Annotated in this window: 24 protein-coding genes; 20 read left to right on the forward strand and 4 right to left on the reverse strand. The window is 48.5% G+C overall.

All coding sequences use genetic code 11. The annotated features are described in order from the left end of the window. The first annotated feature begins 1 nt into the window (after window position 1). Window positions 2-496 carry a TRAP transporter small permease gene (locus tag ACTRXI_RS01365; protein ID WP_474260685.1) on the forward strand — a complete coding sequence of 165 codons (495 nt, stop codon included), beginning with the start codon at window positions 2-4 and terminating at the stop codon, window positions 494-496. Beyond that, window positions 493-1,791, forward strand: coding sequence for a TRAP transporter large permease (locus ACTRXI_RS01370; protein ID WP_474260686.1), 1,299 nt, complete (start codon window positions 493-495; stop codon window positions 1,789-1,791). The genes ACTRXI_RS01365 and ACTRXI_RS01370 overlap by 4 nt, the downstream gene beginning before the upstream one ends. An 8-nt stretch (window positions 1,792-1,799) precedes the next feature. Here the strand turns inward: ACTRXI_RS01370 and ACTRXI_RS01375 are convergent, their stop codons facing one another. Further along, window positions 1,800-2,972, reverse strand: coding sequence for an ROK family transcriptional regulator (locus ACTRXI_RS01375; protein WP_474260687.1), 1,173 nt, complete (start codon window positions 2,970-2,972; stop codon window positions 1,800-1,802). Between the two features lie 113 nt (window positions 2,973-3,085). Between ACTRXI_RS01375 and uxaC the strand changes: the two genes are divergently transcribed. The 10 genes from uxaC to ACTRXI_RS01425 all read left to right on the forward strand — a co-directional run bounded on the left by uxaC (window position 3,086) and on the right by ACTRXI_RS01425 (window position 15,614). After that, a complete protein-coding gene (gene uxaC / locus ACTRXI_RS01380) occupies window positions 3,086-4,483 on the forward strand; it encodes a glucuronate isomerase (protein ID WP_474260688.1) in 1,398 nt (465 codons plus the stop codon). A gap of 14 nt (window positions 4,484-4,497) precedes the next feature. Continuing rightward, the gene (gene uxuA, locus ACTRXI_RS01385; protein WP_474260835.1) at window positions 4,498-5,535 is read left to right on the forward strand and encodes a mannonate dehydratase; all 1,038 of its coding nucleotides are present in this window, start codon (window positions 4,498-4,500) and stop codon (window positions 5,533-5,535) included. Window positions 5,536-5,538: 3 nt separating this feature from the next. Continuing rightward, on the forward strand, window positions 5,539-6,384 hold the full coding sequence (locus ACTRXI_RS01390; RefSeq protein ID WP_474260689.1) for an SDR family oxidoreductase: 846 nt from the start codon (window positions 5,539-5,541) through the stop codon (window positions 6,382-6,384). Window positions 6,385-6,395: 11 nt separating this feature from the next. Next, window positions 6,396-7,025 carry a bifunctional 2-keto-4-hydroxyglutarate aldolase/2-keto-3-deoxy-6-phosphogluconate aldolase gene (locus tag ACTRXI_RS01395; RefSeq protein ID WP_474260691.1) on the forward strand — a complete coding sequence of 210 codons (630 nt, stop codon included), beginning with the start codon at window positions 6,396-6,398 and terminating at the stop codon, window positions 7,023-7,025. Window positions 7,026-7,028: 3 nt separating this feature from the next. After that, a complete protein-coding gene (locus tag ACTRXI_RS01400; RefSeq protein WP_474260692.1) occupies window positions 7,029-8,033 on the forward strand; it encodes a sugar kinase in 1,005 nt (334 codons plus the stop codon). Between the two features lie 338 nt (window positions 8,034-8,371). Then, window positions 8,372-10,318 carry a BglG family transcription antiterminator gene (locus ACTRXI_RS01405; RefSeq protein ID WP_474260693.1) on the forward strand — a complete coding sequence of 649 codons (1,947 nt, stop codon included), beginning with the start codon at window positions 8,372-8,374 and terminating at the stop codon, window positions 10,316-10,318. 58 nt (window positions 10,319-10,376) lie between these two features. Continuing rightward, window positions 10,377-12,329 (forward strand): fructose-specific PTS transporter subunit EIIC, encoded by a 1,953-nt coding sequence (locus tag ACTRXI_RS01410; RefSeq protein ID WP_474260694.1) that lies wholly within the window; start codon window positions 10,377-10,379, stop codon window positions 12,327-12,329. 237 nt (window positions 12,330-12,566) lie between these two features. Then, the gene (locus ACTRXI_RS01415) at window positions 12,567-13,403 is read left to right on the forward strand and encodes a DUF4397 domain-containing protein (protein WP_474260695.1); all 837 of its coding nucleotides are present in this window, start codon (window positions 12,567-12,569) and stop codon (window positions 13,401-13,403) included. Next, complete coding sequence (locus ACTRXI_RS01420; RefSeq protein WP_474260836.1) at window positions 13,372-14,001, forward strand: class F sortase; 630 nt, start codon at window positions 13,372-13,374, stop codon at window positions 13,999-14,001. The genes ACTRXI_RS01415 and ACTRXI_RS01420 overlap by 32 nt, the downstream gene beginning before the upstream one ends. A gap of 284 nt (window positions 14,002-14,285) precedes the next feature. Next, on the forward strand, window positions 14,286-15,614 hold the full coding sequence (locus ACTRXI_RS01425) for a TrkH family potassium uptake protein (protein WP_474260696.1): 1,329 nt from the start codon (window positions 14,286-14,288) through the stop codon (window positions 15,612-15,614). Window positions 15,615-15,707: 93 nt separating this feature from the next. On the opposite strand, the gene ACTRXI_RS01430 is transcribed toward ACTRXI_RS01425, so the two are convergent. After that, window positions 15,708-16,142: a VOC family protein gene (locus tag ACTRXI_RS01430; RefSeq protein WP_474260697.1), complete on the reverse strand. Its 435-nt coding sequence runs from the start codon at window positions 16,140-16,142 to the stop codon at window positions 15,708-15,710. A gap of 252 nt (window positions 16,143-16,394) precedes the next feature. Here ACTRXI_RS01430 and ACTRXI_RS01435 point away from each other — a divergent pair, with 252 nt between their 5' ends. Further along, a complete protein-coding gene (locus ACTRXI_RS01435) occupies window positions 16,395-17,282 on the forward strand; it encodes an SDR family oxidoreductase (protein ID WP_474260698.1) in 888 nt (295 codons plus the stop codon). A 57-nt stretch (window positions 17,283-17,339) separates the two neighbouring features. On the opposite strand, the gene ACTRXI_RS01440 is transcribed toward ACTRXI_RS01435, so the two are convergent. Further along, complete coding sequence (locus ACTRXI_RS01440) at window positions 17,340-17,699, reverse strand: winged helix-turn-helix transcriptional regulator (protein ID WP_474260699.1); 360 nt, start codon at window positions 17,697-17,699, stop codon at window positions 17,340-17,342. Window positions 17,700-17,947: 248 nt separating this feature from the next. Here ACTRXI_RS01440 and ACTRXI_RS01445 point away from each other — a divergent pair, with 248 nt between their 5' ends. From ACTRXI_RS01445 to ACTRXI_RS01455, 3 genes are all read left to right on the forward strand, one after another. After that, window positions 17,948-18,583 (forward strand): FMN-dependent NADH-azoreductase, encoded by a 636-nt coding sequence (locus ACTRXI_RS01445; RefSeq protein ID WP_474260700.1) that lies wholly within the window; start codon window positions 17,948-17,950, stop codon window positions 18,581-18,583. Between the two features lie 135 nt (window positions 18,584-18,718). Next, window positions 18,719-19,024, forward strand: coding sequence for a hypothetical protein (locus tag ACTRXI_RS01450; RefSeq protein WP_474260701.1), 306 nt, complete (start codon window positions 18,719-18,721; stop codon window positions 19,022-19,024). 4 nt (window positions 19,025-19,028) lie between these two features. Then, a complete protein-coding gene (locus ACTRXI_RS01455; protein ID WP_474260703.1) occupies window positions 19,029-19,379 on the forward strand; it encodes a DUF4181 domain-containing protein in 351 nt (116 codons plus the stop codon). Between the two features lie 11 nt (window positions 19,380-19,390). Here the strand turns inward: ACTRXI_RS01455 and ACTRXI_RS01460 are convergent, their stop codons facing one another. After that, window positions 19,391-19,756, reverse strand: coding sequence for a hypothetical protein (locus ACTRXI_RS01460; RefSeq protein WP_474260704.1), 366 nt, complete (start codon window positions 19,754-19,756; stop codon window positions 19,391-19,393). A gap of 128 nt (window positions 19,757-19,884) precedes the next feature. Here ACTRXI_RS01460 and ACTRXI_RS01465 point away from each other — a divergent pair, with 128 nt between their 5' ends. The 4 genes from ACTRXI_RS01465 (at window position 19,885) to ACTRXI_RS01480 (ending at window position 21,428) form a co-directional block, all read left to right on the forward strand. Next, window positions 19,885-20,076: a hypothetical protein gene (locus ACTRXI_RS01465; RefSeq protein ID WP_474260705.1), complete on the forward strand. Its 192-nt coding sequence runs from the start codon at window positions 19,885-19,887 to the stop codon at window positions 20,074-20,076. Next, on the forward strand, window positions 20,073-20,363 hold the full coding sequence (locus ACTRXI_RS01470) for a hypothetical protein (protein ID WP_474260706.1): 291 nt from the start codon (window positions 20,073-20,075) through the stop codon (window positions 20,361-20,363). The genes ACTRXI_RS01465 and ACTRXI_RS01470 overlap by 4 nt, the downstream gene beginning before the upstream one ends. 206 nt (window positions 20,364-20,569) lie before the next feature. Further along, window positions 20,570-20,851 (forward strand): hypothetical protein, encoded by a 282-nt coding sequence (locus tag ACTRXI_RS01475; protein WP_474260707.1) that lies wholly within the window; start codon window positions 20,570-20,572, stop codon window positions 20,849-20,851. 139 nt (window positions 20,852-20,990) lie between these two features. Further along, window positions 20,991-21,428 (forward strand): Hsp20/alpha crystallin family protein, encoded by a 438-nt coding sequence (locus tag ACTRXI_RS01480; RefSeq protein ID WP_474260708.1) that lies wholly within the window; start codon window positions 20,991-20,993, stop codon window positions 21,426-21,428. Window positions 21,429-21,608 lie beyond the last annotated feature (180 nt).

Here is a 21,608-nt window from a genome sequence, read left to right on the forward strand (position 1 = left end):
GATGCAAAAGGTCAAAATGATTCTCGACCGTGCGCTATTAATTGTTAACGCCGTATTAATTACCTGCATGGCTTTACTTTCGATCTGGCAGGTTTTTACCCGGTACGTCCTGGATGCGCCGAGTACCACAAGCGAAGAAATCATACGCTTTATGCTCATCTGGTTTACGCTGCTGACGGCTGCTTACGTGTTTGGACAGAAAAAGCACATTGCCATTGTGTTTCTGGTGGAAAAGTTCCGGGAACGTTCGCAGCGCTTGATTAACCTTGCGATCAATGTCTTATGGGTGTTTTTAGGGATAGTACCGATGATCATCGGCGGCATCATTCTGCTGACGTATACATACTCGGAAACGGCCCCGGCAACAGGGATGTCCATGCTGTTTGTCTACATCGCCGTGCCGGTTTCAGGCGTATGTATCGTTTTGTACGCGCTGATTGATATGCTTCGTGGCAGCAGCCGGATCGGCACTGCCAGTGAGGGGGAAAAAGGATGACAGTTACAGCCGGAATTTTATTATTTGCATCGCTCGGGATACTGCTCGTGTTCGGAGTGCCGATTGCGCTCGCGATTCTGCTGAGTGCGATGGTAACCATTTCACTTGTCATTCCATTTGACGTCAGTATCATTATTACCGCCCAGCGTCTTGCGACAGGCGTAGACAACTTTACCATTCTGGCGATTCCATTGTTTGTGCTTGCAGGTATTATTATGAACAACGGAGGCATCGCGTTTAGGCTCATTAACCTGGCAAAAATTATTGTGGGAAGGCTGCCAGGGTCGCTCGCCCATACGAACGTCGTCGGAAATATGCTGTTTGGCTCGATTTCGGGCTCAAGTGTCGCAGCGGCGGCTGCGATGGGGAAAATCATGACCCCGATGGAAATGAGACAGAAATATTCCCTGAGCTATTCTGCCGCGACAAATATCGCGTCGGCACCGGCAGGACTTTTAATTCCGCCGAGCTCGATGCTGATTGTGTATTCCCTGGTCAGCGGAGGAACTTCGATTGCAGCGCTGTTTATGGCTGGCTACATTCCAGGCATTTTATGGGGCCTTTCTGTTATGGCGATTGCGTACGTATATGCTAGAAAACATAAATATCCAGTATCCGAGAAAGTCAGCTGGAAGAATAAAATGTTTATCATCTTTGACGCAATTCCAAGTCTGCTTTTGATTATCATCGTTATCGGCGGGATCGTTGCCGGTATTTTTACCGCCACCGAAGGCGCGGCGGTAGCCGTCATTTACGCCCTGCTGCTGTCGCTTTTATACAAGCAGCTGAAAAAAGAGCAATTTAAAAACATTTTCAAGGAAACCATTGAAATTACCGGTATGATTCTGCTTTTAATTACGGCATCATCCCTGTTTTCGCTCGTAATGAGCTATACCGAGATTCCGGCAGGGATCAGCAGCGCGCTTCTTTCAATCAGCGCGAATACGATCGTCATTCTTCTGCTCATCAACGTGATTTTGCTCGTCATGGGAACCTTTATGGATATTACGCCGGCCGTGCTTATTTTCACACCGATCTTTTTACCGGTCGTTACCGAGCTTGGCATCGATCCCGTGCACTTTGGCATTATTATTGCGTTCAACCTTTGTATCGGCAACATTACTCCTCCGGTCGGAAGCGTATTATTTGTTGGTACAAGCGTAGCCAATGCAAGACTCGAAAGCGTCATCAAAGCGCTGGTGCCGTATTTCATCATACTGATTGTCATGGTGCTAGCCATTACCTTTATCCCGCAGCTCAGCCTGTTCCTGCCTCAGCTGTTTGATCTGATGTAGCTTTATATTTACTGCTTTTTGATAAAGGAGGCGGAGTGGTCCACGTGGTGCACGCCGAGAAACTTTTTGAACGCAAGCGCTGCGGCGCCGAGAGCGCAGGCATCTTCGTTCAGGCTCGAGACTTTCAGCTGCTCGTAGTTGTTAAACTTGGACTGCAGAGATGCCTCGACCCGGTCCAAAAGCTCCGGCTTAGAGGCAAACAGCGGGCTGTTAATGATGATGCGCTCCGGATTGAAAATGTTAATCACATTATTTACCCCAATTGAAAGGTAGAAAATGTAGTCGTTAATCACCTGTTCGGCGTTGGCCGTTTCCAAATGCTTCTGCACCTGCTCCTGGGTATGAAAGTCTGTACCGTTATCGTGAAGCATTTTAAAAAACGCTTTATTGGAAGCGTAAAGCTCCCAGCACCCATGATTGCCGCAAGGGCAGGGCTTGCCGTTTGGCTCAATAATCATATGGCCGATTTCACCCGCAAAGCCCTGATGTCCGCGGTAAATGACCGAATCCTTGACCATGCCAAGCCCGATGCCGGAATACAGGGTCAGGCAGAACAGGTCCGGTACGTGTTCCCCGTAAACATGTTCGGCATACACTGCCAGGTTGGCGCTGTTGTCCACATGAACGGGGGTGTCAAATGCTTCTTCGATCCGGGTCTTCACGTCGAGATCCACCCATTCCTGCTTCGGGGTGTAAACGATCTGGCTGTCGTTATTTACGATGCCGTGAATACCGATGCCGATTCCGGCAAGGGGAGCATCATAAGTGCCGCTCCGGAATACGTCAATTTCTGTTTGCAGCTGTCGAATTAATTCTTCAAGCATGCTTTCAAAATGATACGTGTCCAGATGCAGCTGCTTTTGATGAAGCCGGCGGCCCTTCAGGTCACAAAAAATGATATTGGTGCTCAGTTCATCAATATCAATGCCGATCGTAAAGCCGGCTCGCTCGTTCATTTCAATAATTATCGGCTTACGGCCGGGAGTCTCGAGTGCTTCGGTTCTTGTTTCAATCACGAGTCCCTGCTCGAGCAGATCATGAATCTGAGTGGAAATGGTTGCTTTATTTAAGCCGGTAATTCTTGCAAGCTCACTCCGGGAAAGGGAAGCATTCTTCACGATTTCCTCAAGAATCAGCCGTCGGTTTAAGTTTCGGATATAGTTCCAGTCACCTTTATGCAAGGTAGATCCCTCTTTCTATTCGTGCTGCGTATGGTAGTAATACGAATGCTTCTGTGTTAAAAGTATAAATTTAATAGTTTGCATAGTAAACAAATTAATTAGGAGATGAGACCATGACTGCATTTATTCACGAAGATTTTTTGCTTCAGTCACCAGTGGCACGCACGCTGTATCATGATTATGCGAAGCATCTGCCGCTCGTCGATTATCACAATCACCTGCCGCCAGGCGAAATATTAAACGACAAAAATTTTGATAACCTGGCCGGGATCTGGCTGAGCGGAGACCACTACAAGTGGCGAGCCATGCGGGCGAACGGGATTTCGGAGGAATACATTACCGGAAACAAAAGCGACTACGAAAAATTTCTGGCATGGGCAGAAACGGTGCCGAATACGCTCGGGAACCCGCTGTACCACTGGACGCACCTGGAGCTGTCCTCATATTTCGGCATCCATACGCTGTTAAATAAGAACACGGCGGAGGGAATCTGGAACGAAACCCGGGAAAAGCTGCAGTCACCGGAGTTTTCCACCCAGTCGCTTCTCCAGAAGGACAGCGTCGTGTTCCTGGGAACGACAGACGACCCGGCAGACGCGTTAACCACCCACGAGCAGCTCGGGCGAAGCGATTTGCCATTTGAGGTCTCTCCTTCCTATCGCCCCGATCAGGCACTGCACCTGGAAAAGGACAGCTTCCCAGGCTGGGTCGGGCAGCTGGCAGATTTGACAGGGAAAAGCATTTCCTCCTACGGCGAGCTTTTAGCCGCCCTTGATGAAAGAATTGAAGCTTTTGATGCACTCGGCACCCGCAGCTCCGATCATGGGCTGACCGAAATGGTGTATGAACCAGCGAGCGAAGCGGAAGCAGCAGCCGTTTTCCAAAAACGATTGAACGGAGAGGCGGTTACGGCGCAGGAGGCAGCCCAATACAAAACGTATACGCTGCTGCATCTGGCTGAAAGGTATGCGGAAAAAGAATGGGTAATGCAGCTCCACCTGCATCCGCTTCGCAATACGAATACCACTATGTTTAAGAAGCTCGGCGGGGACGCGGGTTTTGACGCGATTCATGACCAGCTGCCTGCACGACCGCTTGCTGCGTTTCTCGATCAGCTTGAAAGCAGCAATGCGCTTCCCAAAACGGTGTTGTACAGCGTCAATGCCAATAACAACAATACGCTCGCGGCAATTGCCGGCAGCTTTCAAAACAGCGACATTCCCGGCAAGGTGCAGGTGGGCACCGCCTGGTGGTTCAATGACCATATTGACGGAATGGAAAGCCATATGAAGTCTCTGGCAAATATCGGCTTAATCAGCAATTTCATTGGTATGCTGACCGATTCGAGAAGCTTTTTGTCATTTTCACGCCATGAATATTTCCGGCGCATTCTATGCAATTTAATTGGTAGCTGGGTGGAAGAAGGAAAAGCGCCGCATGACTTGAAGCTATTACGTACGTATGTCGAAAATATCTGCTATTATAACGCGAAAAAATATTTTTCAATTTAAAGGAGGAATGAATGATGGAGATGAGCTTTCGCTGGTACGGGACCGAAGACCCCGTCAAGCTCGAACAGATCAAGCAGATTCCCGCGATGAAGGGGATAGTGTCTGCCATATATGATCTGCCGCCGGGCGAAACGTGGCCGCGGGAGAAAATTCGGGAAGTTAAAGAAGAAATCGCACAGAGCGGGCTCGTATGGAACGTGGTGGAAAGCGTCCCGGTCCATGAAGACATTAAAATGGGTAAAAGCACGAGAGACAGCTGGATTGAAAAGTATCAGGAAACGATCCGCAATCTTTCCCAAGAAGGCATTAAGACCATCTGCTACAACTTCATGCCGGTGTTTGACTGGACCCGCTCCAAGCTTGATGCACCGCTTCCTGACGGATCCCATTCCCTCATGTATGATGAAGAACTGATTCAGCAGATTGATCCGCTCGACGGGAGCCTGACGCTTCCCGGATGGGATTTGTCCTACCAGAAGGATGATCTGCGGGTCATTATGGAGGAATATAAGGAAATAACCAAAGAGGATCTGATGGAAAACCTGATTTACTTTCTGGAGCGCATCATTCCGGTTGCGGAGGAAGAAGACGTGCTGATGGCGATCCATCCCGACGATCCACCCTGGGATATTTTCGGCCTGCCGCGCATTATTACAAACGAAGCCAATGTCATGACGATGCTGAAGCGTGTCAACAGCAGGCACAACGGGATTACTTTCTGTACCGGCTCCTACGGCGCGGACCGGGATAATGATTTAATAAGCATGATTGAACATATGAAGGACCGCATTCATTTTGTGCATGCCAGAAACGTACGATGGACAAGCGAAAAATCGTTCCAGGAAACGTCGCATTCCGTGCACGACGGATCACTCGATATGGTCGGCGTTATGAAGAAGCTGATCGAAGTAGGCTACGAAGGCCCGATCCGGCCGGATCACGGACGGATGATCTGGGGCGAAGAAGGCCGGCCTGGCTACGGTTTGTATGACCGCGCGCTTGGGGCAGTATATCTTAATGGCATTATCGATGCTGTGCGGGAAAGGAGATAAACGATGCAGACACCATTTCAAATTCCACTGGAGGATAAGGTTGTCGTCATAACAGGCGGTAGCGGCGTGCTCGGCTCTGTGATGGCAGAGGCGCTGGCTGCCAATGGAGCCAAAGTGGCGATTGTCGCCCGCAACAAAGAAAAGGTCGAAGAGGTGGCCGAACGGATCAGCGAAGGCGGGGGAGAAGCCGCCGGCTACAGCGGCGATGTAACGGACAAACAGGCAATGGAAGCAATCTATGACGATGTAAAAAGCCGATTCGGGCCGTGTGATATTCTCGTAAACGGAGCGGGCGGCAATAATCCGAAGGCGACGACCGGACAGGAATACTTCGATCCGAAAGCGCCCAACAGCGGCGGCACGTTTTTTGACCTGGATCCTGCTGCGGTGGATCAGCTGTTTTCGCTGAACTTTCTCGGGGCGCTGATTCCGTCGCAGGTATTTACTCGCGACATGGTGTATGACCGGCCGGGCTCGATCATTAACATTTCATCGATGAATGCGTACCGGCCGCTCACAAAAATTCCTGCCTACAGCGGGGCAAAGGCGGCTGTCAGCAACTTCACGCAGTGGCTTGCCGTCTATTTTTCCAAATCCGGCGTGCGGGTAAACGCCATGGCCCCGGGCTTTTTCCTGACGGACCAGAACCGGGAGCTGATGTTTTCGGAAGAAGGCGTGCTGAGCGCGAGAGCGGAAAAAATCCTGTCCCAGACGCCGCAGGAGCGCTTCGGGGAGCCAGAGGAGCTTGTGGGCACCCTGCTGTGGCTCGTTGATGAAAAATCCTCGGGCTTTGTGAACGGCATTGTCGTACCAATTGACGGTGGGTTTTCCGCTTATTCTGGAGTATAAAGGAGAAAACAATGAGAGTATTTCATATCCTGAATCAAATGATCGAAAACAAAGTAGCGGTCGTCGTTCGTGGAGAAACCCCGGATCAAGCGCTGAAGACTGCAGATGCCTGCGTGAAGGGCGGTTCTAAAACACTTGAAGTCACCTTCACCGTGCCGGAGGCCGATGACGTGTTGCGGAAGCTGCGACAGAAGTATCCGGACGTGGTAGTCGGGGCGGGAACGGTACTCGACAGCGAAACCGCCCGGCTCGCCATTGTCCGGGGCGCGTCGTTTATCGTGAGCCCGTCCTTTGATTCTGAGGTGGCGAAGCTTTGCAACCGCTATGCGGTACCATATCTGCCGGGCGTGATGACCGTTCGGGAAGCCACGGAAGCACTTAGCTACGGTGCGCAGGTGGTGAAGCTGTTTCCGGGAGAAATGTATGCGCCCTCGTTCATCAAGACGATCCGCGGACCACTGCCGCACGTGCAGCTGATGCCGACCGGCGGGGTGGACCTGGATAACGTACAGGACTGGCTGCGGGCCGGTGCCATCATGATAGGGGCCGGGGGATCGATTACCGGACCGGCCAAAACCGGCGATTACGACGAAGTCACCCGCCTTGCCGCCGAATTCCAGCGGCTCGCGGAGGAGGTGTAACCGATGGCGCGAATCCTGACAATGGGCGAACTGATGATGCGTCTCACACCTCCGTTCCACCAGCGGCTGGTCCAGACCAACGATTTTCACGTGTATTTTGGCGGGGCCGAAGCCAATGTGGCGATGAACATGAGCCAGTTCGGGCACGAGACCGCGTTTCTGACGGCGCTCCCGGCAAATGCGATGGGGGAGGCTGCCAAACGCCGTCTCCGTACAGCTGGCGTCCACACGAACATGATTGTGGATCAGGGCCGTCGTCTCGGGCTGTACTACGTGGAAGCTGGCTATTCAGTCAAGCCCGCGGAGGTCATGTACGACCGGGAGGATTCATCTGTGTGGGAGCTTACAGATGCTGATCTCGATTGGGAGCAGCTGCTTGCCGGGGTAGAGGTGTTTCACGTGAGCGGCATTACGCCCGCGCTTGGCCCGGCTATGCATGACCTGACGATGACCGCCGTACAGGAGGCTTCAAGTCGCGGAGTGCATGTGAGCTTTGACTGCAACTTCCGCGCGAAGCTGTGGTCCCCGAAGGAAGCGAAGGCCTCCTTTGAAGACATTTTGCCGTATGTGGATGTCTGCTTCATCGGCCATAAGGATTTTGTGTATCTGTTAGGGGTGGACGGGCACGAAGCGTTTTCGCCGGAGCAGCTCGAACGGTTCTATGAAGAAGCTGCTCGTACGTATAATATTTCCTTAATGGCAAGCACCCACCGGACGGCGGCATCGGCCAGTTCGAACAGCCTGACCGGCTACTACTATAATGGAAGCGGGCTTCATGCCAGCATCACGCATTCGTTTGATCTGCTGGAGCGGGTCGGAGGCGGCGACAGCTTTGCCTCCGGCATTCTGCACGGGGTACTGCAGGAGGACTGGGAGCCGCGGCAGATCGTTGAATTTGCGACCGGTTCAAGCGTGCTCAAGCATATGGTGTACGGCGACAGCAACCAGTTTGACGAGGCCTACGTGCTTCAGTTTGTACAGAATCAGGGAAATGATGTGAAACGGTAAAAAAGCGGAAAAATAAACGGCCCACGTTTCTGCTGATTTTTTAACGTAAAGTGGTTTGCCGATGTAAGCGGCTTTGAATCATAGCCTGTTCAGGACCTGGCCCGGTGCCGGCTCCTGAACAGGCTATTTTTTGTGACAGCCCCTGCTTTAAAACATCCATCGTCTTTAATATAGTGGTGCAGGGCATGGGTCCCCAGTCTTTTTTAAAAGACAGCCGAAGGGTTGAGGCCAAAATTTAATTAACCTGACTCTCCCAAACAAAAAAACTAAGGTTATAATGGATGATATATTAAGGGTGTAGGGACCTGAAAAAAAACAGATGAAGGGAGGATAAAGCGATGCTCAATGAAAGACAGATAAAGCTGCTGCAGAAACTATTGCTTCATTCGGAGGCTTTTACGCATATTCAGACGATGGCAGAAGAGTTACACTGCTCGGAAAAAACCATACGGAATGATATGAAAACGCTGCACTATTTTCTCGGTGAACACTCGGAGGCCAAGCTTCTGCGAAAACCCGGTCTCGGCGTTCAAGTAGTCATTACGGAAGAAGAAAAACATCATATTTTAAGCCTTTTACATAAAAGATCCTCGCATGAAGAGACCGATCACCTGGTGGAAATAGGCTACCGTCTGCTCGTCGAAGAAAAGCCCCAGACCATACAGGGGCTGGCAAAAGAATTCTTTATGTCAGTCAAAGAAATTAAAGAAAGCATGGCGGTCATTTCGGACTGGCTGGCAACGTTTGGGCTTGAACTGATATCGAGACAGCGGCTCGGCCTCACCATCGCGGGAGACGAATTGAAGCGACGAAGTGCTGTTGCTCATTTATCTGAGCTTGTAGCAAAGGATAAAACGGCTTCGGACTCGCTTGTCCGGCTTTTCCCTCAGCATGAGGTCAGCTTTATAAGAAAAGCAATTACTGACAGGTTAAACGCATGGAACTGGGAGATATCAGCCGAAAAACGGGAAAGCCTGATGATCCATGCGCTCATCATGATGAAGCGTGTGAGGCAGTCTTCGACAATTGTGATGAAGGAAAATGAGCGAAAAGAGGCTAGAGATGCCGGGGAATATACGATGGCGGAAGAGCTCGCAGAGGTTATCAAAGACAAGTTGAAATTATCGCTTCCTGAATCGGAGAAGGTATACTTTACGCTTCATTTGATCAGCTGCTCGGATTCCTACTTTTTGCGGAAAAACAGCAATAAAGAAGCATTAATGAAAGGTATGCTCGAACAGCTCACGACCCAGCTGCAGATTTTGACGATGACCAATTTTAAAGAGGATTTAATTCTTCTAGAGGGGCTGAAGGTTCATTTGCCTTCGACCATCCATCGCGTCATGCATGGGTTTGCGATCAGAAATCCGATGCTTGAGGAAATAAAGAAAATGTACCCCTATATGTTCAGTATGGTGGTGATGGCCCTGGAAGAAGTGAATGACAGCTATGGCATTTACATTCCAGAGGATGAAGCTGCCTATCTGGTGCTTCATTTCCAGGCGTCTGTTGAACGTCTTCAGAAAAAACGGGAGCAGAAAAAGAAAGTCCTGATCGTTTGTGAACTGGGAGTCGGTATGTCCCATCTGCTTGAAGCGAAGCTTGAGCAGAACTATAAAGGGATGGAGGTGATCGGCAGCATCGGGGCGCCCAAGCTTGATGATATGCTCGAAACCTATTCGGTTGATCTCGTTTTATCCACGAGAGAACTGACGAACCAAAGGGTGCCTGTATTGGTTATCTCTCCATTACTCCAGGCGGAGGACCGGAGGAAATTGGATAACTATCTTCAATACGAGGAGCAAAAGCCGTTGTTTTCCAGCTCCATGGCAGATTGGCTGAAAAAGGGGGAAACAGCGATCGGTATAGAGCCGGTGCACCGGTACGAGCTGATCGAAAAGCTCGGGCGGGAGCTCGTGAGGAAGGGTACCGTGTCGGAAGATTTTCCGCAGCGGGCGGTAATGAGGGAAAGAACGTCCTCCACGTCGCTTGGCAACGGGATTGCGATTCCGCACGCCCCGCCGGAGGAGATCTACGAGTCATCGGTGTCTCTTGCAATTTTTAATAAACCGATTGAATGGGGAAAGGAACAGGTGACGATTGTTTTCCTGCTTGCGATTGCTGAAAAGGACCAGGGGAGCATACGCTCGCTTATGCATATGATTTCGAGAATGGGGACGGATGCTAGCATTCTTGAGCAGCTGAACCAGGCACAAACGCTAGAAGAAGTAGAGAGCATCTTTAATAATCATTCGTATTACCGGAGCAGCGGTAAAAATGAATGATTATTTTTTGTAATTTCCGTTTTATGATGAAAACAGAAATTACAGAGGAGGGAAACGGATGAAGGTACTAGCGGTCACCGCCTGTCCGGTTGGCATTGCCCATACATACATGGCGGCTGAAAATCTACAGAAAGCCGGAAGCGAGCTTGGCGTTGAAATCAAAGTGGAAACCCAGGGCTCTATCGGTGTGGAAAATGAACTAACAGAGCAGGATATTGCGGAAGCAGACGGCATTATTATTGCCAGTGACAAGGAAGTCTCCAAAGAGCGTTTCGGCGGAAAGACTTTACTGGTGGTAGGCGTGCAGGACGGGATACGCCAGCCGAAGGATTTAATTGAGCGAATTATGGAAGGAAATGTATCCGTTTACAAAGGTGCGATGCCAAATGCGGAAACAGTGAAAGCCAAAAAGAAAGATAAGGAAAACCCCGTGTATAAGCACTTAATGAATGGTGTTTCCTATATGATTCCGTTTATTGTGGTCGGGGGGCTGCTTATTGCTATTTCTTTAGCTTTAGGCGGCAATCAGACCCCGGAAGGGATACAAATTCCTGAAGATTCCTTCTGGAAGCAGATTGAAAATCTCGGGGCAGCCTCCTTCAGTTTTATGGTTCCTATACTGGCTGGCTTTATCGCAGTAAGCATTGCGGACCGGCCGGGACTGGCTCCGGGGATTATCGGAGGCTACATTGCCGTTAACGGAAGCTTCTACGGAAGTGAGGCCGGGGCCGGATTCATCGGCGGTATTATTGCTGGTTTTCTCGCCGGGTATATCGCCCTCGGTATTAAGAAAATCAAGGTGCCAAAGGCCATACAGCCTGTAATGCCTATTATTTTCATTCCGATACTTGCTTCACTAGCGGTCGGACTGCTGTTCATTTTCATTATCGGAGCACCGGTTGCGGGCATTTTTGAAGGATTGACCCAGTGGCTTGAGGGCATGCAGGGGGCCAGCTCCTTTCTACTTGCACTGATACTGGGCGGAATGATTGCCGTAGATATGGGTGGACCGTTTAATAAAGTAGCATTTCTATTTGGAGCTGCCATGATTGCCGAAGGAAATTACGAAATCATGGGGGCCATTGCTGTAGCCATTTGTATTCCGCCGCTTGGCATGGGGCTTGCGACATTTTTAAACAAAAGGAAATACCAGCAGGCCGAACGCGAAACAGGAAAAGCCTCGTTTACGATGGGTCTGTTTGGGATCACGGAAGGGGCCATTCCATTCGCGGCCCAGGATCCGCTTCGGGTAATACCGAGTATCGTTGTCGGTTCGATGACTGGCTCTGTTATTGCTATGCTATCAGGAGTCGGCGACCGGGTGGCCCACGGTGGTCCTATCGTTGCTGTGCTCGGCGCGGTGGATAACATTCTCATGTTCTTCGTAGCTGCAATTGTCGGTACCATCGTGACGGCGCTGCTTATTAACACCCTGAAACGGGATGTAGCGTACGCCGGGGTTCCTGAGGAAAATAATTCCACGGAGGTCGCTGAAAGAACTTCTGCAGAAGCGGCTCCTGCTCCGGAAACGCATCATAATAAGGATAAGCAGATTACTCAGTTAAAAGATATTATGACGCCTGATCTTGTAAATACAAACCTGCATGGCCAGACGCGAAATGAAGTAGTGGATGAAATGATACACATGCTCGACCGGCAGGGGATAGTGGAATCAGAGGAAATGTTCAAAAACGCGATTCTGGCGAGAGAGGAAGAAAGCAGTACAGGACTTGGAATGGGAATTGCTATACCTCACGGAAAATCGGATACTGTGAAGGAGCCTGCGGTAACCTTTGGAAGACAGACGCAGGGCGTCGACTGGGACAGTGCGGATAAGACAGAAGCCAATCTAATATTTATGATTGCTGTCCCTGTAGAGAGACAGGGAGAGGATCATCTGAAAATACTCCAGATGCTGTCGAGAAAGCTGATGGATGATTCCTTCCGGGAGCAGTTATTAAATACTGCATCTGACGAGGAAGCTTACGAACTGTTAAAAACGATCCAATAATGGCAATTAAATAAGTCCAACCTGAGAAAAGCATCCTGACAGCAGGGTGCTTTTCTCATTCTATTGGCAGCCGATGCCTCTTTTTATATTTATGCAGAAATATTTGTTTGAAAATTGTGAAATCAACGTTTGAAGATTAGCAAAAAAGGATATATTAAAACCAACTATGCTTCTGATAATTGGTTGCATAGTACCCGCCCCGGAGAAACACATCCTATTTGGAAAGAAGGCGGAGAAATGAAAAAGGTTGCTGGATCCATGTTAACTGGTGCGCTGGTGTTTAGTTTAGCTGGAGGAGGCACAGCGTTGGCCGACAGTCATGATACGGAGGAAGGCGCCTCGGAAGACAGCGGGATGGTAAGAATTGTTCACGCTTCTCCTGATGCACCCGAGGTTGATGTTTACGTTGATGGAGAGGCTGTAGTCGAAGGGGCGGCCTTCAAGGATGCAACTGATTATCTGGAAGTACCGGAAGGTGAGCGCGAGGTAGAAATATTTGCTGCTGGTGAAGAAGGCGAAGGCGATCCTGTATTGTCAGGCACACTTGATGTGGAAGAGGGCGAAGCTTACACAGCAGCAGCCATAAACACGCTGGAAGACATTGAGCTGAGCGTGCTCGAGGACAATCAGGAAGCAGCAGAGGGAATGGCGAACGTAAGAGTCGCACACTTTTCTCCTGACGCTCCAAATGTTGATGTCGCGGTAACAGACGGAGACATTTTGTTTGAAGACGCTCCGTTTACCGGAGTGACGGATTATATGGAAGTGGAAGCCGGATCCTATGATCTCGAAGTACGTCCAACAGGAACCGAGGATGTAGTACTCGACCTTGCTGGAACAGAGCTTGAAGAAGGCATGAACTATTCCGTGCTTGCGGTTGGTTTTGCAGAGGGCGATCCGGAACTTGATGCAATTATACTGGCAACCCCTTCCAGTGAAAGTATGCCATCTGAAATGCCACAGACTGGAGCAGCTGGAACAGATAACATGATGATGTATGGATTGGCTGGCCTGCTGGCAGCTGGTCTCGGGGTTGGATACTATGCACGCCGCCGCGCGGGCGCTTCTTCATAGCATTCTCTTCGCTATCCTGATTCTTTTTTTAACCGGAAGCTCAGAGGAATTTACGGAAGCGGAAACGGCATATTCAGAAGCGTCGATAGAAGGGGAAAAAGCTTCGGAAATCGGGAAGCGGACAGAAACACAAACAGTTTCATCAGCGCAGTCGATTTCACCGGCAGAAATCAGAATAAGCTCAATTGACCTAAAAGCGGCAGTGGATGATATGGGATACACGGAAAACGGCGGCATGGAAGTACCGGATAACGGGGAGGACACCGGCTGGTTTTCGCCGGGATTTAAACCGGGACAGCAGGGAAATGCGGTCATCGCAGGCCATGTGAATGACCGCTCCGGTCCTGCGGTATTTTACCATCTCGATAAACTCAAGAAGGGAGACTTAATCGAAGTAACCGGTGATAACGGAGAAACGATTACGTTTGAAGTGGAATCAGCCGCATCTTATCCGTATGACGATGCTCCCATCCAGCAGATTTTTGGCGCCTCCAGCGAACGGACGCTGCAGCTGATCACATGCACTGGAGAGTTTGACAATGACGCCGGCACTCATCGGGAGAGACTGGTGGTCACCGCCTCGGTGGTGGATGAATAATGAAAGCCTGCTTTTGGTTAAACAAAGCCTGAATCGTGGACACAGTAACCAGTGTCCACGATTCGGGTTTTTTGTTTTTAACGACAGTTGTTCTATTTTGGAAGGTTACACCCGGTGGCGGGGAGGGGCGCAGGTAGGAATCGAAGAGAGAGTAAAAGCAGATAAAAAAAGATAGTTAAACAGCAGAGATTTTTGTATGATAGAAAAAACAGAAGGAATATTTTTCAAGCCAGAAATAGTTTCTCAACCGCAGTACTACCTTTTGCAGAATCGAGCGATGTGAAATGAATTTTCTATCATGGTTAATGCGGAGCATGACGCCTCCGCAGATTCTTGCCTCGGGCTTTCTTGTTGTCATTACCCTGGGGACGGCGCTGTTAATGCTTCCTATATCCGTCACGAGCCCGATCAGCGTAATTGATGCGTTGTTTACGGCATCCTCTGCAACGACCGTAACCGGCCTGGTAACGGTCAGCCCGGGAAACGGGTTTACGGTGTTCGGCCAGACCGTAATTATGGTCATGATCCAGCTTGGCGGGCTTGGGTTTATGGCGGTTACGGTGTTTATTGTGCTTCTGCTCGGTAAACGCATTGGTCTGCGCAGCCGGCTCCTCGTTCAGGAGTCACTGAATCAGCCGGCGATGGGCGGAATCGTGAAGCTTGTGCAGATTCTTGTGATTTTTTCTTTGAGCGTGGAATCGCTCGCAGCCGCCGCACTTGCCACCCAGTGGGTGCCGGAGTACGGGTGGAGCAAAGGCCTGTACTACAGCGTGTTTCACGCGGTTTCTGCCTTTAACAACGCCGGCTTCGCGCTCTGGGACAGCAATCTGATGCAGTACGCCGGCAATCCAGCGGTGAATATTGCGATCTCTTCCTCGTTTATTATCGGCGGTATCGGGTTCACGGTACTGTATGATGTGTGGGAAAAACGAAAATTCCGCACTCTGACGCTGCATTCGAAATTGATGATCGTCGGTACACTGGCACTGAACGTTGCAGCCGTAACTATTGTATTTTTGTTTGAATATATTAATCCACAGACAACAACATCACTTTCGCTCGGGGAGCAGCTGTGGACATCCTATTTCCAGGCGGTATCGCCGAGGACTGCCGGATTTAATACCGTCAACATTGCCGATATGCAGATTCAGACAATCGTATTCATTATGATGCTTATGTTCATCGGTGCCGGCAGCGCTTCGACCGCAAGCGGGATTAAACTGACAACATTTCTGGTAATCATTCTGGCTGCGGTGAAATACATTAAACGAGAGGAAGATCTAACCGCCTTCCGCCGCCGCATCGCTCCGGCCATTATTGAACGAGCGCTCGCGATTACTGTACTTGGATTTGCCGTCGTGTTTTCGGGGATATTTATTTTATCGCTCACCGAGCAGGCTTCATTTGAATACATCGTATTTGAAGTGTTCTCAGCATTTGGTACGGTCGGCCTTACAATGGGACTCACCGAGGACCTAAGCATGATTGGAAAAGTAGTAATTATCCTCATTATGTTTGTCGGCCGGATAGGCTCAGTGACGCTCGCCTTTTCACTGGCCAAACCGAAAAAAACGCACGTGCGTTACCCGCAGGGCGATATTTTTACCGGATAAGACTGAAGCCTAGGAATATAAAAAAAGCCGCTTCCTGTTAATTTTCAGGAAGCGGCTGCTTATTTTGCAGAATAACTGTTGATTCGTTGTTTGTTAATTCGCACGTTTTTCCTCCCAGAGCCGCTTACGCTCCTCAATACTCACTTCCTCATACACCTGATGCAGCATCCAGATATAACCAAAGGTATCCATAAAAACAGCATTTGCTACGCCGTGATCAGGCAGATTCGTGACCGGCTGTACTTCACTGCAGCCAGCGTTGATGGCTTTTTCGTATGTCGCCTCGATATCTGGGACCGTGATGTTGAACCAGAGTGTTTTCGGGTCATCCAGGGTGGGAGCGGTCAAATGGAAGGCCGGGTTTTCATCCAATAGATGGAACGGGACATCATACAGAGTGAAAAGTACTTCATTTTCACCCCGGGGAAAGTCTGACACCTCCATTGTTTCAATCTCAAATATTTTTTCGTACAGCTCCAGGGCTTTTAAACTATCAGTTACTACCATATCGATTTCAACACTAACCATAGTACACACTCCCTCTATAGGTTAATAGGCTGCTTTTCGAATAGGTAATCGCATGTATATGACTTATTTCTGCTCTTGATATTACATTCCCTTTCTTCTTCAGGTTATTCCTAAAAAACTCATTTGGAGGATGCTGCATAGCAGACATTATGTAAATTTTTTGGTGAAAATACTGTTGGATGTTTCAATTTGTCATGAAAAGGAAATGAAAAACCATGTAAATAAGTTATGTAAATAAAGGAGATTTTCAGCATGACACAGGATCCACGTAAACAGTATTATCATGACGATTATCCAAAGCAGTACCAGGACCCGCCTGGTGTGCAGAAATATATGAATCCGCAGCCGGACTGCGGCGAAAGCAGCTATGAGGGCACCGGACAGCTGAAGGGGCGAAAAGCGCTCATTACCGGCGGCGATTCCGGCATCGGCCGGGCGGCGGCGATTGCGTACGCCCGTGAAGGTGCTGATGTGGCGATCAACTATCTGCCAGACGAGGAGCCGGACGCCCAGGACGTGAAGGAAATGATTGAACAGGCTGGTCGTAAAGCAGTGCTTCTTCCGGGAGATCTAAGAAGCGAAACGTTCTCCCGCGAACTCGTGCAGTCCGCGGTGGACGAACTCGGCGGCCTAGACATTCTGGCACTTGTCGCCGGCAAACAGCAGGCCGTGAAAGACATTGCAGACCTTACGACCGAACAGATTGTTTCCACGTTTGAAACGAACGTGTTTTCCATGTACTGGATGACACAGGAAGCACTGCCGCATATGCCGGAGGGCGGATCGATCATCACAACGACGTCCGTTGAAGGCTACGATCCGTCGCCAATGCTTCTGGATTATGCGGCGACCAAAAGCACTATCATCGGATTTACGAAAGCACTGGCCAAGCAGGTAGCCTCCCAGGGCATCCGGGTAAACTCGGTCGCGCCGGGACCGTTTTGGTCTCCGCTCCAGATTTCCGGCGGCCAGCCGGCTGAAAATATCCCGAAATTTGGGGAAGAAACGCCGGAGACACCGCTTGGACGTGCCGGTCAGCCGGCGGAGCTTTCCGGTATCTACGTATTCCTCGCCTCTGATCAGGCAAGCTATGTGACCGGTCACGTATACAGCGCGACCGGCGGCTTGAACGCAAATTAATAAATACAGACGAAAAGCACCCATTTCCCGGATTAGCGGGAGATGGGTGCTTAATTTTTAGGAGAGTTTTTCCTCCTGGGTCTCCGGCTCCTCTGCCTGCTTGCGGGCAACGTGGGAGCTGCCCCACTCGTGCATCGCTTCGAGTATCGGCTCCAGGCTCCGGCCGTATTCGGTAATGGAATACTCTACCTTGGGCGGAATTTCCGGATAAATGACGCGCTGGATAATATCTTCATGCTCGAGCTCGCGCAGCTGCTTGGTGAGCATGCGCTGGGTGATGCCCGGCATTTTTCGTTTTAATACGCTGAAGCGCTGCGTACCGTCATTAAGCAGATGCACAAGGATGACAGGCTTCCATTTGCCGACTAGGATACCGAGCGCCTCCTGAAACTGACAAAATTCGACTTCTTTTTTCATTAATGCCACTCCTTAGTATGATTTTACAAAGCAGGTATGTAAGTATTTCCTTGCATGCAATTCAGTATGTACATACTACCATGTTCCACCATGAAAGCGAACTTTTTTGCTTACACTCTTTGAAATCCGTCATTGGTACCCTCAAGGGAACTATACCACTTTTAAGTGCGTACTTGTTTTCGCGAACGGAGCGACTAAAATAATAGAAGCAGAGAAAAATTAAACATTTAAGAAAAAGAGGGATAGCTGTGAACGTATTACTAGTAAAAGCAAATAACCGCCCGGATGGCATTTCCACGAAAATGTACGAAACGTTTCTGGAAAACGTCCAGAATGCGGGCGCATTGAACGTCGAGACCTACGACGTGTTTGAAGAGGATACCCCGTATTTCGGCCAGGACTTCTTTGACGCTTTCGGCCGCCTTGCGACAGACGGGGAGCCAACCGAGATGGACCGCCGGGTGCTTGCCGCCAAGCAGAAAGCAAAGGACGCCTTCAGCGCTGCTGATCTGGTCGTATTTGCCTTTCCGCTGTGGAACCTGACAATTCCTGCTAAGCTTCAGACCTTTATTGACTATATCGCTGAAGCCGGCTACACGTTTAAATACAGCCAGGAAGGTGCGCTGATTCCGCTGATGCCGGAGAAAAAAGTAATCTTTCTGAACGCCCGCGGCGGCGTGTATTCCGCTCCGGAAATGGCCGGCATGGACATGGCGCTTGCGTACATGCAGAACATTTTTGGCGGTCTGTACGGTATGGATATCGTAGATGAAGTAGTAATCGAAGGCCATAATGCCAACCCGGACCAGGCAGAGGAAATCATCGACGCTGGACTCAAGGAAGTTGCGGAAGCTGCATCCCGCGTAGCGTACCAAAAAGTATAACGAATCAATTAATCCGCCCGGCAGAAAACTGCCGGCGGTTTTTTTGTAGGAAAACATAGGAGAGGTAGGCAGAAAAGGAAATCTTTGCTACACTAATTTGTAATATTTTAGGTTATAAAAAGTAGGGGGAAGGGCATGGAAGCGAGGCACAATCGAATGCGTACGACGCTGGTATTCTTGTTGAATGGTCTGGTTTTTATTTGGGTGTTTATCCTCAACATTTTGGCTTTAAGCGGGCAAAGCTATTTGGGGAACACTGTCATATCCTTCCCATTATTATTGATAGCCAACATTTGGCTCATATGGAATTACAGCGGTGGGGCAAAGGAGAGCATAAACCGAATGGAAGCAGTATGGTTTAAAGTATTGGTCACTCTGCTGCTTATGAGCACGATGAGCTTTATGCTTGCGGAGATGATTAGCCGGGTTGGAAAAGGGTGATAACATGCCGGATTTTTTTCCTGTCGCAGGAGTTCTTGGTCTCTTAATGAGTTTTCTGCTTAAGGTATGGATCGTACCAAAAGAAGCAGTATCGCTCAGAGATACTAAAGGACAATATTGGTCTTATGCAGTGTTGGTTGTGGCAATTGTGCTGATAGCTGTGCTTGTTTTTACAATGGATATGTATGCTCGAGCCTACTTTTCCCTCTTTCTTATTTCTCTTCTGGCATTATTTGGGGCTGCTGAAGCGTGGCTCGAATGGCATTTTGCCAGAGAAGCAAAAGAATATATTGTAACTGGTGTAACTATTTTGTATTTTATTGTTTCTTACCTTGCACTGGAGCTTCTATTTTAGTTGAAACGTATTCAGTAAAGCATAAGTTCTGCCAGAGCGATTATGCCGATTAATGCGGAAACAATGCTGATAAAAAAGGAATGCCAGTGCTTGCGTTCCTGAGGGATATTGCGCTTTTCTTCTATGCCATCGAGCAGGGACAGTAGCGCAAAATGGAAACCCAGTGCCGGGAAAACCCATGCTGTTTTTTCGGTACCGATAAAAAGAATAAAAAGGAAAAGTGTAAAAACGGTGGCATAAATCTTAGCCCCCAGAAACTTTTCTTCCTGCATCCGGTAGTTGTTTCTTCGGTAGGGGACACGTGTTTTCTTTCGCATTCTATTATCAATAATTAGTGTAAGAAGAAAAATAATGAGAATGATCATTGCTGTAGTCACGATAGGAGCTCCTTTTTATTAGAAATCAACTGGAAAAATTAAGGCTGTTTCAAGTATACATATATCTCTTTAACCGTACGAAGAATCAATATAACTGGTCATATATTTTCCCTTAAGGAGGTTTTTCAATGAGTGTCCGGCAAATAATACTTTTAGCTGCATTAATCACATCAATCACTGTAATTATAGGCATGAACTATTTTGAAATTGAAAACCTGTTCATTATGATACCGCTAGCTGTGGTGGCCGTAATGGGATCGGGATGGCTTACAGCTGATGTTATTAAAAACAAGCGATGTGTGAAGAATGAAAGCTTATGACAATGTTTACAGAAGCAGTGACAGTTCTTTTTCTATTATTAATCCCGGTGGTGCTCGTCTCCTTCGCTTTATACGCAGTGCTTGAACCGGCGAATTGGAAAATGCATGTGCTGATTACAGTCGGATATGTGCTCATTGCAGGTGTGGTTTCCCTGGTAAGTGCAGTTATTGCGGGAGCGCGAAGCGGGGCATTTGAATCAGGGGACGTCATTTATACTTTTACTACAATTACTGTGTGTATGATCGTCGGCCTTGGCGGCTATTCGCTGTTTCGGGAATATTTATAACGGAGCGTTCCTGCTTTTAAAAATAAAGGGAAATATCCATATTTATGTGCAAATATAGAGGCGGAAAAGGCATTTTATCGTGAAAATTTGTTTGAAATATTAATAGTTCGGAAAATAGATATGTATGAGCAATTGCTTTTTTAAGCGGGAGCATTTATAAAGTACAAACGTTACTAGCCAATTCAACTATCAAAGGAGATGATTACATGGCAGAGAAAAACGAAAATAATAAGGAAAATAAAGGCTACGGCTGGGTGGCTACAGGCAGTCTGATCGGCGGATCCCTTCCGCTTATCACACGTAAGATTAAAAAAGGCCTGACGCCGGATGACGATAATAAAGGCAAGAAAAAGGACAAAAAGAAAAAATCGAAAAAACCGCGTTATATTTTAAACAAAAAGAAGAGCACACCGAAAAAATTGGCGAAGCAGAAAAAGCTCCTGAAGAAAAAAGCAAAGGGCAAGCTGCCGAAAAAGCTGAAGAAATAGTAACTCTGAAGCATCCTTTCCTATCGCAGGGAGGGATGTTTTTTCTAAAATTTTTTTTCGGAAAATAGTTTAATATCCATAATGAGCGTATATAATTAATAATGAAAACACCATTACTTCGAATAAGGAGGAATGCATGATGGCAGATTTAACACCTAATCGCCGTAATCGTGGGTTTTTCCCGGACCTGTCCCGTGGTTTTGGATTTGGAGATTTGCTGAATGACCGCTTTTTGGAGCCGCTTCAGGATATGAACAAGTTTAAGCTGGATGTTCGTGAAGAAGACAAAGAATACGTAGTGGAAGCGGAGCTCCCTGGCTTTCGAAAGGAAAATATCCGGGTGGAATATGAAGCACCGGTGCTTTCGATAAGCGCGAAGCGGGAGGAAAAGCAGGACATTGACCATGACGACTACGTGCACAGAGAACGCAGCTACGGCGAATTCCGCCGGCGTATAACACTTGAGAATGTTAAGGATGACGACATCCAGGCTTCTTTTGAAAACGGCGTACTGAAGCTGCAGCTTCCAAAAGAAGAAAAACGGTCTGTGAATAAAAAACAAATCGATATTCAATAGAAATATTACAGACAAACTGTAAATATTCGTTTTTGCACTTGAATGTGATGAAAATACTGGCACAACCGCGTTAAATGCTTTGAATCAAGAAGAATTACCTGCCTTCATTTTGAAGACGGTAATCTGATTGTAATATTTTGTGACAAATTCTGGTGGATAAACCGCTGTTTATATCTCATC

The organism is Marinococcus sp. LNHM4E3-1 (assembly GCF_056034405.1).